Below are 12,191 nucleotides of genomic sequence, written 5' to 3' on the forward strand. Positions count from 1 at the left end.
TTATCACTCTACGGAATCCGCCTGCAAATAGGGGAGACTCGATGCGATAAAAACGTCGCTTGTGGCTGCCGGAGAGGGAGCGGCAATGCGCATTTCTTCCGTGCGGAACACATGGCGGAACACTTCTTCAATATGATCGACCGGAATGACTTGCAAGCCCTCTAAGTCCGCAAAAACGGCCTGCCAATTCTCTCGTGGGATAATAACCCGATTGGCACCGGCTTGAAACGCCGCCTCGACTTTCGCCAGCACGCCCCCAACCGGCTTCACGTTGCCGTGAATACCCACTTCACCGGTCATGGCGAGCTTATTGTCCACCGTTTCGCCCTTGATGGCCGAAGCGATCGCCGTCGCCATCGCGATGCCCGCCGAAGGTCCGTCGATCGGCGTTCCGCCCGGGAAGTTGATGTGCAGATCATAATTTTCCGGCGCAAGTCCCAGACGTCTAAGCACGGTCAAGACGTTCTCGACCGAACCTTTGGCCATGCTCTTGCGTCGCAGCGTCCGGCTGCCGCCGCCGAGCTCTTCTTCGTCGACGACCCCCGTAATGGTATAGCGGCCGCGTCCTGGTTTAGCCGTAATCGCGCTCACTTCGATCTCCAACATCGTGCCCATGTTGGGGCCATAGACCGCCAATCCGTTCACGAAACCGACCTGCGGCAAAGTCGGAACCTTGCGGTCTGGGCGCGGCGGGATCTGGCTGCTGTTGACAACCCACTCGATGTCGGCCGCCGTAATCGTATCGCGCTTCTCCGATAACGCGAGTCCCGCCGCCAACTGAATGACGTTGACCGCTTCCCGGCCATTCGTCGCATAGCGTTTCACGACATCGACCGCTTCCGGGCTAGGCGGCAATCCGATCTTCTTCAGCGCATTCACCGCGATTTCCGCGATCTCCTCCGCTAGCAGCGGTCTGAAGTAAATCTCCATGCACCGCGAGCGCAACGCCGGCGGCAGCTCATGCGGCGACCTCGTCGTTGCCCCGACAAGGCGAAAGTCCGCCGGAAGGCCATTTTGAAAAATGTCGTGGATATACATCGGAATGTTCGAGTCTTCCGAGTTGTAATAAGCGCTCTCCAGATAGACTTTGCGATCCTCCAGCACTTTTAACAATTTATTCATCTGGATCGGATGCAATTCGCCGATTTCGTCGATAAACAACATGCCGCCGTGCGCTTTCGTGACGGCCCCTGGCTTCGGCTGTGGAATGCCGGCTACGCCCATGGCGCCCGCGCCTTGATAAATCGGATCATGCACCGAACCAATCAACGGGTCCGCGATGCCGCGCTCGTCGAACCTCGCGGTCGTCGCGTCGATCTCCGTGAATTTCGCGTCCTGCTGAAAAGGCGAGGTGGGGTTCTTTTTCGCCTCTTCAAGGACGACCCGCGCGGCAGCCGTCTTGCCCACGCCAGGAGGACCGTAAATGATGACGTGCTGCGGATTCGCGCTGCACATCGCCGCCTTTAGCGCCCGCAGACCGTCGCGTTGTCCGACGATGTCGTTCATCGTCTGCGGTCGGGTTTTCTCGGCAAGCGGCTTCGTCAGCGAGATGGAACGCAGCTTCCGCAGCTTATCCATCTCCTTGCGGGATTCCCGATCGACGGCGGTCCGATTCGTCTTTTGATTCCGCAGTAAGTTCCAGAAATACAGACCGATCACGATCGCGAAAAAAACTTGAATTAGCATGACGATTAAACTGATATTGCTCATTACCAAATCGACTCCTCTCCAAACAAAAACATCCGGCAATTCCGGGCTCATACTTGTCAGTATTGCCCCGTGCCGGATGTAATAATCGTGAGAAGCCATCTAAAGTTTTCGTTCGCTCGTTACTTGGATGCCGCGTGATGCGTCTTCCGCCCCGGGATCTCTCCCGTCTCTTCGAACACGCGCACGATTTCGTCGATTTCTTTCTTCAGCTCGCTGAGCAGCTCGGCTTCCGGCACTTTGCGGATCATCTCTCCGTACCGGAACAGCATGCCTTCGCCCCGTGCGCCCGCAATGCCAATATCCGCTTCGCGCGCTTCGCCTGGACCGTTCACCGCGCAGCCGAGCACGGATACTTTGATCGGTACTTTGATCTTGCTAATGTACTCTTCCACCTCGTTGGCGATCGAGAACAAATCGATGTCAAGACGTCCGCAGGTCGGACAGGATACGAGCGTCGCGGCGTTCGTGATCAAGCCGAAGCTCTTCAGGATTTCCCGCGCCACTTTCACTTCCTCGACCGGATCCGCGCTCAAGCTGATGCGTACCGTGTTGCCGATCCCCATCGCCAGCAAGGCGCCGATGCCCGCCGAACTCTTGATCGTGCCGGTGGTTAACGTACCTGCTTCCGTAATGCCCAAATGCAGCGGGTATTTGATTTTCTCCGCCGCCATTCGATAAGCCGCGATGGCCATCGGTACATCCGATGCTTTGAGGGATACGATGATGTCGTGAAAATCGAGCTCCTCCAGAATGCCGATGTGGAAGAGCGCGCTCTCTACCATCGCTTCCGGGGTCGGGTAGCCGTATTTCTCCAGCAGATGGTTCTCGAGCGAACCTGCGTTAACGCCGATCCGGATCGGAATCCCTCTCTCCTTGCACGCCTTAACAACCGCTTCTACCTTCTCGCGGCGCCCGATGTTGCCTGGATTGATCCGAACCTTGTCGATGCCGTTCTCGATCGCGGCCAGCGCAAGACGGTAGTCGAAGTGAATATCCGCGACGAGCGGAATATGGATACGTTTCTTGATTTCTTTGATGGCTTCAGCCGCTTCCTTATTGTTCACCGTTACGCGGACAATTTGACAGCCCGCTTCCTCAAGACGCAAAATTTCCGCAACAGTCGCTTCCACGTCTGCCGTCTTCGTCGTGCACATGCTTTGAATGATGACTTCGTTGCTCCCGCCAATCGTAAGGGGACCTACTTTGACAGGCACGGTGTCTTGACGTAAATACATGTTTGGTTTCCTCTCCCATCGAAGCGAAAATCTTCCTAATAACGTCAAAGTCCACCCCTGAACGGCCGGCAAATTGCCTCCGCACAAGGGTGGAAATGGCGTTTATCTTTCTATGTTAGGCGCTTTCTTCCTTCTTCTTGCCCTTCTTGCTCGTAAGCTCCGGCATGATCTTGTCTTGGACGACCTTCTCCGTGATGAGGCATGTCTGCACATCATCGCGCGATGGCACTTCGTACATGACGTCGAGCATGATACCCTCGATAATCGCGCGAAGGCCGCGAGCGCCCGTGTTCCGCTTGATGGCTTCCTTGGCAATCGCCTCCAAAGCCGGTTGATCGAAATCAAGCTTCACATTGTCCATCTCGAGCAGCTTCTGGTACTGCTTCACGAGCGCATTCTTCGGTTCGGACAGAATGCGGACAAGCGCAGCTTCATCCAGCGGCTCAAGCGTCGAGATGACCGGCAGACGGCCTACGAATTCAGGGATAAGCCCGAATTTGAGCAAGTCTTCCGGCAATACCATGCTCAAATATTCGCCTGGCTTCAGATCCTTCTGACCTTCGCCTGCGGTATTGAAGCCGATGACCTTCTTGCCGATCCGGCGCTTGATATACTGCTCCAATCCGTCAAACGCGCCGCCGCAAATGAACAGAATGTTCGTCGTGTCGATTTGGATAAATTCTTGATGCGGATGCTTCCGGCCGCCTTGCGGTGGAACGGATGCTACGGTGCCTTCGAGAATCTTCAGCAACGCCTGCTGTACGCCTTCGCCCGATACGTCGCGCGTAATGGACGGATTCTCGGATTTGCGGGCCACTTTGTCGATTTCGTCGATGTAGATGATGCCGCGCTCGGCTTTCTCCACATCGTAATCCGCCGCTTGAATCAGCTTAAGCAAGATGTTCTCGACGTCTTCGCCGACATAACCGGCTTCTGTCAGCGATGTTGCGTCTGCGATCGCAAACGGCACGTTGAGAATCTTCGCCATCGTCTGCGCGAGCAGCGTCTTGCCGGAGCCCGTAGGACCGACAAGAAGGATATTGGACTTTTGCAGCTCGACGTCTTCGATCTTGCTGCCCGAGTTAATCCGCTTGTAGTGGTTGTATACGGCGACGGACAGCGATTTCTTCGCTTGCTCCTGGCCGATCACGTACGAATCCAAAATGTTGCGGATATCTTTCGGCTTCGGGATATCCTTCAGATCGAGCTCTTCCTCGTGGCCGAGCTCCTCTTCCACGATCTCCGTGCACAGTTCGATACATTCATCGCATATATAAACGCCAGGTCCAGCAACAAGTTTACGCACTTGATCCTGGGATTTGCCGCAGAACGAGCACTTCAACTGGCCCTTCTCGTCGTTGAATTTAAACATGGGATCACCCCTTCGTATCGATGGTTACAGGTTAACGGCAGACGTGACGATCTTGTCGATCAACCCGTAATTGAGCGCTTCCTCGGCGCTCATGAAATTGTCGCGGTCGGTATCGCGTTCAATTTTCTCATATGGCTGTCCGGTACGTTCAACATAAATATTGTTCAGCTTCTCTTTGGTCTTCAAAATCCAATCGGCATGGATCTTGATATCCGACGCTTGACCGCGAACGCCGCCAAGCGGCTGGTGAATCATCACTTCCGCGTTCGGAAGCGCGAAGCGCTTGCCTTTCGCGCCGGCCGTCAGCAGCAGCGACCCCATACTTGCGGCAAGTCCCATGCAAATGGTGGAGACGTCCGGTTTAATAAATTGCATCGTATCATAAATACCCATCCCAGCAGTAACCGAACCGCCTGGCGAGTTGATGTACAAATGGATATCCTTCTCCGGGTCGTCTGCAGCCAAGAACAGCAACTGCGCGATGACAGAGTTCGCGACATCATCGTCGATCGCACTTCCCAGGAAAATGATCCGATCCTTCAGCAGACGGGAGTAAATGTCGTAAGAACGTTCTCCTCTGTTCGTTTGTTCAACGACGACTGGTACGAGATTCATGCGACCAACCTCCTTAAATTTAATGCGGTCCTTATAGGCCGCTTACCCTCGTGGTCCCCCCACTGCGCGGTTGATTCAAGGTGCCTCTTCAAGTAAGTAACCGGGTATCTACGTTATTTTACCACGTTCCGATGGCAAAGTCATTTTTCCATCCAAAAGGCGTGGAATCCGCTTCGCTCATGGTTCGGGCGGCTTCACCGAATGTTACAGTATACGGCGAAAGGTTATGGTTATGTACGGGGCAAGCCCCTATCGAACGTTATGTTCCTCGCCGCTCACCGCGGGCAAGGATTGAAGCGTTGAGTTGAAAGAAGGCACGTTTGCACGTGCCTCCCCTCTTGATAGAACGAGCCGCCCACCGGGGACGGCCTCGAACCTTAAGCTACTTCAGTAGCGACTTTGCTGTTGTCGAGCAGGAACTTGATTGTTTTGCGGATAACGATATCCGACTTGAGGTTCTCGATGTTGCCGTTCGTAGCGAACAGCGTACGGAGCTCGTCCACCGGACGGTTGTACATGCCCGAGAGCTTCTCGAGTTCTTCCGTCAGCTCTTCGTCGGAAGCGCTGATGCCTTCGTTCTTGGAGATTTGCTCCAGCACGAGGTTGTTGCGAACGCGTTTCTCGGCGTCGGTTGCCATCTGTGCGCGAAGCACGGACTCGTCTTGGCCGGAGAACTGGTAGTACAGATCCAGGTTCATGCCTTGCATGCGCAGACGTTGTTCGAAGTCACGCAGCATGAAGTCGACTTCCGTGTCGATCATTGCTTGCGGCACGTCGATCTCAGCTGTCTCGGCAGCTTTCTCGACGACGGCAACTTCGCGCGCTTGCTCATTTTCTTTCTCTTTGCGGTCGGCCAGTTTCTTCGCGAGATCTTGTTTGAACTCGTCCAACGTGTCGAATTCGCTTACGTCTTTCGCGAACTCGTCGTCGAGCGCTGGAAGGTTCTTGCGCTTGATCTCATGCAGCTTCACTTTGAAGACCGCTTCTTTGCCAGCGAGGTTGTCGGCATGGTAGTTCTCAGGGAACGTGACGACAACGTCTTTGAAGTCGCCAGTCGCCAGACCTACGACTTGCTCTTCGAAGCCCGGGATGAACGAGCCGGAACCAAGTTCCAGGGAGTAACGCTCGCCTTTGCCGCCTTCGAAAGCGACGCCGTCCACGAAACCTTCGAAATCGATGACAGCCGTGTCGCCGTTCTGTGCTTCGCCTTCGTCGATGACCGTCAGCTCAGCATGGCGCTGTTGGAGACGCTCGAGTTCTGCCGCGATTTCTTCTTCTCCGACATTAGCATCAGCCGCAGGAAGTTCGAGGCCTTTGTACTCGCCGAGTTTCACTTCTGGTTTAACCGTTACTTTCGCTTTGAACTTGAAGGATTCGCCTTTCGCGAATTGCTCCACGTCGATCTCAGGACGATCTACTGCTTCTACGCCCGTCTCTTGCAGTGCTGCCGTGTAAGCCTGCGGAAGCAGGATGTCGATTGCGTCTTGGTAGAGGCTCTCCACGCCGAAACGCTTCTCGAACATCGCGCGAGGCACTTTGCCTTTGCGGAAGCCAGGCACGTTCACTTTTTGAACGACTTTCTTGAAGGCTTTGTCAAGCGCTTCCGAAACTTGAGCCGCATCGACCTCAACGTCGATGGCGACAAGATTCTTGTCTATTTTTTCCCATGTTGCTTTCATGTTATGCTTTCCCCTCCAGATAAAATCACGCATCAAGCGTACAGGTTTCGCGATCATAAACCACTACATTATAATCAAAATCTACCTGAATATCAAGGCTCGTTCCAGTCTCTGCCGCGATGAAAATGCGAAGCATGCCGGAGCGTCCGGCAAGCTTGTTCGTATCGGAACCGCAGCGCATCCGTAATTCCGTATGTATCCCGCACTTGATCGTCCTCGCTTCGCCCGTAAAGCGACAGCTCCAGCGTCTGGTGCAGGGCGCCCGCATAACAATCGACCGTCTCGTCATCGTCTGCGGCCATGCGTTCGTAGGCGGACGTGCCATACAAGCACTGGAGCGTTTCTTTCCACAATTCGCGGGCAAAATGAGGCATCGTCGAATCCATGACTTCGGTGACCGATTCGACACGCTCGACGATCCGAGCCGCCACGTCCGGAAAATCCTCCATCGACAGCGGCGTACGTTCGATCTCGAGGTCAACTGTTTCGCCCAGACGCTCCAGCATGACCCGCCCCGTCACGCCCCGCCGTCGCAAGCATTGAAGCGCTTTGAATTGCAGCGCGGGGTGCAGCTCCTGCTTGGTCAACCAGTGGATAATCGTCTCGTCCACGTCAGGGTGGTCCAAATGAGCCGCCCGCTCCAGTGCGAGTATTTGTTGATCCACGACCGGGTGATGCTGCATGATATATAATACTTGCTCGACGTAGGCCTGATCCTGCTGCACGGGCGCGATCGTCTGCCGCCGGAGCGAATCCTCGGTCTCTTCGTCCGCCTCCGTATCCGGCCAGGGATCGCCTTGCAGCGCGCCATATCCGCTGTCCGGACCCGGGAAAGCCATCTCCAGCCAGGATAAAAGATTGCTCCATTCTTCATAGTGCCGCTTGTCTTCCCCTTGGCACTGCATCAGGAATCTCAGTAGGCTCTTCGCCTCGCCGTACCGTTCGGATTCCAACATGCGGGTCAACTGCACCTGATATTGATCCAGCATTTTAGGAAACAAATACACATTGTCTTTATGCTCGCCTTGCGGCGTTTTGGAAGTCGTAATGAGATCACCGCCTTATTTGCACGCCTATACCGTTTTACACGCGCCGATGCTGACGCGCCGTCTACGCCGTTGTATTATAACACTCCCGTGCCTTGATTTCCATGAGCGCATATGCTATCCTTTTATCATTGACTTTGCGCGGGTGTAGTTCAATGGTAGAACGCCAGCTTCCCAAGCTTGAGGCGAGGGTTCGATTCCCTTCACCCGCTCCACTATAAGTCGTTACATCATGCCATACATACGCTACCGAGAGGGAGCGTTTTTTATTTGCCCGAAAAATGAATCCGCTCGAGCTTCCATGATTTGCTTTGTACGCTTCTTATTATTAACGCAACGGAGCAACTTAAAACCGCAAAACCCGATCTTAATATAGCAGGCCGCTGCGTTCACCGCAGCGGCCTGCTTTCGTCTCTCTAGCCCTGAAGACGGTCTTGAAGACCGCTCTCCAGCTTCAATGCTCTCTTGCGAATATCGGGCGTCTTGACCGCCTTTAGCAGCGCCAGCATGCCTTTGAGCACGACCGGCTGCGACTCGCTCTTGTCCAGCTCCGCGGATAAGACATCCAACGTCGATTGCACCTCGTCCGGGTTGTCCGCGGGATCAAGCACGCCGGCTGAGACCGCCTCCCGCAGCGCTTGGATTTCGGCCAAGAGCTCCGCCTTGCCGGTCTCGCCGCCGCGAACGGAAGCGAGCCAGCCCTCCAGCACGTTGGGACCGATAATCGGATCGTTGCCGCCCTGGCTTAAATCGGCAACCATCGCGTCAAGACGCGCGATGATGTAATCCGCCAGCCGCTCGGGGTCGATTTGCTGCTGCTCGAAGACGACCAGCGCCAGAAATCCTTCGGTCATGGATTGGAAGATGATCGTCAGATCCCGGGCGTAAGCATGCGCGCGATCTCCGTAGGTCTTGCAAATCAATTCATGCGTCATGACCAGCCCTTGGCGGCGTGCGTTCATCATCAGCTCGTGCAGCTCGTCATGCACTTCGAAACGTTCGCGCAAGAGCATGGAGAAGAACGCCTGATTCTCTTCGTACATGCGGTGTCCGGTGAGAACGTGGCGCCGCAGCAAATCGCGCGGCTTCAAGTCCTCCCTGCTGTTGAGATCCACATATTCCGCCATGATGCGGTCAAGGTAATCTTTTATAATGAACTGCAGAAGGTCGCTCTTCGATTTGAAATAAAAGTAGAGCGAGCCCTTGGCGATGCCAAGCACGTCCGCGATATCTTGAATGGACGTGCCCCTGTAGCCCTTCTCCGAGAAGCATTGGATAGCCGCCCGGATAATCTGCTGCTTCTTGCCTTCCAACTGTAGGGCACCCGCTTTCGCGCCAACGACTTAATGCGCCGTTTCGCGCACCTCGTCATCGGCATGTTTTCTTCTGAAACGCGCCAAGAATTCGTATACGACCGGCACGATGAGCAGCGTCAGCAGCGTCGAGCTGATTAGGCCGCCGATGACGGTAACGCCGAGTCCTTTGGAAATCAAGCCGCCGCTGCCGCCTTCGAATCCAAGCACGAGCGGGAGCAGCGCGCCCACCGTCGCAAGGGCGGTCATCAGAATCGGACGCAGACGCGTCCCCGCCGCTTCGATCAGCGCTTCGCGCGTCGTCAAGCCTTCCTTCTCCATATGAAGGACGCGGTCCAGCAGGACGATCGCGTTCGTGACGACGATGCCGATCAGCATCAGCATGCCCATCATCGCGGTCGCGCTGATCGTCTCGCCGGCCAGGAACAAACCGACCAGTGCGCCGATAATCGTGAACGGCAGCGAGAAGAGAATCGCAAACGGCGTAATCGCGCCGCCGAACGTGATAACCAGCAGCAAGTAAACGATTGCGATCGCCGCGGCCATCGCAAGACCAAGCTGGGTGAACGTTTCATTGATTTGTTCCGTTACGCCGCCGAAATCGACCGATACGGTCGGCGGTAATTCGAGCTTGTCGATTTCTTTCTGCAAGCTCGTCGAAACGCTGCCGACATCTTTGCCGACCGCTTCCGCCGAGACTTCCACGTATAGTTTGCCGTCGATGCGCGTTACCGAATTGGCGGACGTGCCTTTTTCGACTTTCACCACGTCCTTCAGCGGTACCGACATGCCAAGCGGCGATTGAATCGTTTCATTCTCGATATCCGCGATCGTGGTATACGTTTTCGCATCCACCTGAATATTGACATTGTAGACTTTACCGTCCTCTTGAACGGTCGTCAATACCGGCGTTTCCCGAACGGGGGATAGTTTCATCGCGATTTGACCTGCCGTCAAGCCGAGCTTGCTCAGCTTCTCTTGATCAGCCACGAGGGTATACTGCTCGTATTGTTTGGAGAGCGACGTCTCGACCTTCTCGAGCGATTCGTTCTTCTCCATGATCTGCGCGATCTGCTCGACGACAGGTTTGATCTCCTCGAACGATTCGCCGTAGACATTCAAGCTGATTTTGCTGCCGCCCATGCCGCCCGAGAAGTCCATTTCGCCCCATTTGCCGGTCGGCTCAATCTTCGTCAAGTCTTCTACAAGCTTCTTCTTCACATCGCCGAAATTCTCGGTGTCGTCGTTGTATTGAATATAGAACAACGCGCTTTTGTTCGGTCCGAAGCTCATCGGGCTCTGTCCGCCGACCGAATATTGCAGATTTTCCATGCCCTCTTGGCCCATAATCAACTTCTCTGCTTCAAGCGCGGTTTGTTCCACGTCGGAGAGGAGCTTGCCAGGACCTGGGGAATACGTGATCATCGTATACTTCTCTTCTTCCTCCGGCAAGAAACTCGAGCCGATGAACGGTACAAGGAAGAAGCTCGCAACCAGCAGCGCAACCGCCCCGATGAAGGTGATCAGCTTATGATTAAGCGACCAGTTCAAAATTTTGCGGTAGCGAAGTCCGAGCGCGCCCGGTTTCTCTTCGTGCGTTTGGTTCGCTTTGAGTCCTTTGCGGAACATCATGTGCGTCATCATCGGCACGATCGTAATGGCGACCAGAAGCGACGCCAGGAGCGCGAAGACCATCGTGAGCGCGAACGGCATGAACATTTCGCCGATCGGTCCGCTTACCGTGCCAAGCGGCAGGAATACCGCGATCGTGACAAGCGTCGAAGAGAGGATCGGGATGAACATCTCCCGGGTCGCTTCGGTAATGAGTTCCTTGCCGCGCAGCCGCTCGCCGCGCAGCGCCATCCGGCGATAGTTGTTCTCGATGACGACGATCGAGTCGTCCACGACCCGGCCGATCGCGACGGTCATGGCGCCGAGCGTCATGATATTCAGCGTGATATCCATTTGCTTCAGAATGAGAAGCGCAATGACGAGCGACAACGGGATCGAGACGACCGAAATGATCGTCGTGCGAATGTTGCGCAGGAAGAGCAGAATGACGACGACCGCGAACAGCGCGCCGAACAGCGCTTTGTCGATCATCGTGGTGACCGATTGTTCGATCGGCTTGCCTTGGTCGAGCAAGACGACGGTGTTGATATCCGCATGCTCGGCTTTGAAATCCTCGGCTCTTTCTTTCACCGCATTGACCACGTCTACCGTGTTCGCGTCCGAAGCCTTCGTGGCATTGATGCCGATGGAGAGCTCGCCGTTCGTGCGGGAAATCGATTCCGCCTTATTAATCATTTCGATCGTGGCGATGTCCGAAAGTTTCACCGTCGGAATGCCAACAGCCGCACCAGGCGCAGGGGCACCGGTCGCCGCTCCGGCCGCGCCTGCTCCAGCCCCAGCCGCCGGACCAGCGCCAGCACCCGCGCCCGAAGGGATGGCTGGAATCGCGATGTTGCGGAGCTGCTCAAGCGTGGCGACGTTGCCGTCGACGACGATCGTTTTCTCGGACTTGTCCAACTCGAACAAGCCAAGCGGTACCTTCAGAGCGGAACCTTGCACGATGCCTTTGACGGTATCTTCGCTCAATCCGAGCTGCGCCATCTTTTCTTTATTGAACGTGAGCTGCACTTCTTTCATGTTCTGCCCGGAGATCGCGACCGAGCCGATGCCGTCGATGCCTTCAAGCGATGGCGTTAGCTCCGTCTCGACCAACTTCGTCACTTCTTCCAGGTCGCGCTCTTTCGAAGAGATGCTAAGCGACACGACCGGAAAATCGTTCAGGCTGATCTTGGAAATTTGCGTATCTTGGGCACCCGACGGCGCTTCGAATCCGCTGATCGCCTCGCGGAGCTCGCTCTCCGCTTCCTTCATGTCTTTGTCGTAGCCGTACTGCACTGTAATGATGGACACATTCTCGCTCGAGGTCGAGTTGACGGCGTCGACGCCGTTCAAGTTCTGAATGCGCTGCTCGAGCGGAACGGTGAGCTGGTCGGCCACCTCTTCCGGCGCCGCGCCTGGAAATACGGTGTTCACGGTCAAAATCGGAACGTTGATGTTGGGGATGGTCTCTTGCTTCATGTTCAAGCCGGAATATAGCCCGGCAACGACGACGATGATCGTCATGAGCCACAAAGCGAATTTGTTGTTTAACGAAAATCGGATAATACCCTTCACTTTCCCACTCCTTGTCCTTTGTCTCATCTTCCCCA

Annotated in this window: 8 protein-coding genes and 1 tRNA gene; 1 reads left to right on the forward strand and 8 read right to left on the reverse strand. The window is 55.3% G+C overall.

Features of this window, described 5'->3' with window-relative positions:
- Positions 1-3: 3 nt before the first annotated feature.
- The 6 genes from lonB to ACFSKT_RS19060 all read right to left on the reverse strand — a co-directional run bounded on the left by lonB (position 4) and on the right by ACFSKT_RS19060 (position 7,567).
- Positions 4-1,710, reverse strand: coding sequence for an ATP-dependent protease LonB (gene lonB / locus ACFSKT_RS19035; RefSeq protein WP_377718621.1), 1,707 nt, complete (start codon positions 1,708-1,710; stop codon positions 4-6).
- A 119-nt stretch (positions 1,711-1,829) separates the two neighbouring features.
- Positions 1,830-2,945, reverse strand: coding sequence for a flavodoxin-dependent (E)-4-hydroxy-3-methylbut-2-enyl-diphosphate synthase (gene ispG / locus ACFSKT_RS19040; protein WP_377718620.1), 1,116 nt, complete (start codon positions 2,943-2,945; stop codon positions 1,830-1,832).
- Positions 2,946-3,060: 115 nt separating this feature from the next.
- Positions 3,061-4,317, reverse strand: a complete 1,257-nt coding sequence (clpX, locus tag ACFSKT_RS19045) for an ATP-dependent protease ATP-binding subunit ClpX (protein WP_148930310.1) — start codon at positions 4,315-4,317, stop codon at positions 3,061-3,063.
- A gap of 24 nt (positions 4,318-4,341) precedes the next feature.
- Complete coding sequence (gene clpP / locus ACFSKT_RS19050; RefSeq protein WP_148930311.1) at positions 4,342-4,932, reverse strand: ATP-dependent Clp endopeptidase proteolytic subunit ClpP; 591 nt, start codon at positions 4,930-4,932, stop codon at positions 4,342-4,344.
- A gap of 377 nt (positions 4,933-5,309) precedes the next feature.
- Positions 5,310-6,611: a trigger factor gene (gene tig, locus ACFSKT_RS19055; protein ID WP_377718619.1), complete on the reverse strand. Its 1,302-nt coding sequence runs from the start codon at positions 6,609-6,611 to the stop codon at positions 5,310-5,312.
- A gap of 92 nt (positions 6,612-6,703) precedes the next feature.
- Positions 6,704-7,567 (reverse strand): hypothetical protein, encoded by an 864-nt coding sequence (locus tag ACFSKT_RS19060; RefSeq protein ID WP_377718618.1) that lies wholly within the window; start codon positions 7,565-7,567, stop codon positions 6,704-6,706.
- A 231-nt stretch (positions 7,568-7,798) separates the two neighbouring features.
- Between ACFSKT_RS19060 and ACFSKT_RS19065 the strand changes: the two genes are divergently transcribed.
- Positions 7,799-7,872, forward strand: a tRNA-Gly gene (locus tag ACFSKT_RS19065).
- A gap of 201 nt (positions 7,873-8,073) precedes the next feature.
- Here the strand turns inward: ACFSKT_RS19065 and ACFSKT_RS19070 are convergent.
- Positions 8,074-8,970 carry a TetR/AcrR family transcriptional regulator gene (locus ACFSKT_RS19070; protein WP_377718617.1) on the reverse strand — a complete coding sequence of 299 codons (897 nt, stop codon included), beginning with the start codon at positions 8,968-8,970 and terminating at the stop codon, positions 8,074-8,076.
- A 30-nt stretch (positions 8,971-9,000) separates the two neighbouring features.
- Positions 9,001-12,156: an efflux RND transporter permease subunit gene (locus tag ACFSKT_RS19075; protein WP_377718616.1), complete on the reverse strand. Its 3,156-nt coding sequence runs from the start codon at positions 12,154-12,156 to the stop codon at positions 9,001-9,003.
- Between the last annotated feature and the right edge of the window lie 35 nt (positions 12,157-12,191).

Origin of the sequence: Paenibacillus xanthanilyticus (genome assembly GCF_042682185.1) — a bacterium.
Lineage (GTDB): Bacteria > Bacillota > Bacilli > Paenibacillales > Paenibacillaceae > Paenibacillus_Z > Paenibacillus_Z xanthanilyticus.

Coding starts and splice junctions, on each gene's coding strand:
- ispG (WP_377718620.1), bottom strand. CDS start 2,945: ATGTATTTACGTCAAGACACCGTGCCTGTCAAAGTAGGTCCCCTTACG.
- tig (WP_377718619.1), bottom strand. CDS start 6,611: ATGAAAGCAACATGGGAAAAAATAGACAAGAATCTTGTCGCCATCGAC.
- clpP (WP_148930311.1), bottom strand. CDS start 4,932: ATGAATCTCGTACCAGTCGTCGTTGAACAAACGAACAGAGGAGAACGT.
- clpX (WP_148930310.1), bottom strand. CDS start 4,317: ATGTTTAAATTCAACGACGAGAAGGGCCAGTTGAAGTGCTCGTTCTGC.
- lonB (WP_377718621.1), bottom strand. CDS start 1,710: ATGAGCAATATCAGTTTAATCGTCATGCTAATTCAAGTTTTTTTCGCG.
- ACFSKT_RS19060 (WP_377718618.1), bottom strand. CDS start 7,567: ATGTTGGAATCCGAACGGTACGGCGAGGCGAAGAGCCTACTGAGATTC.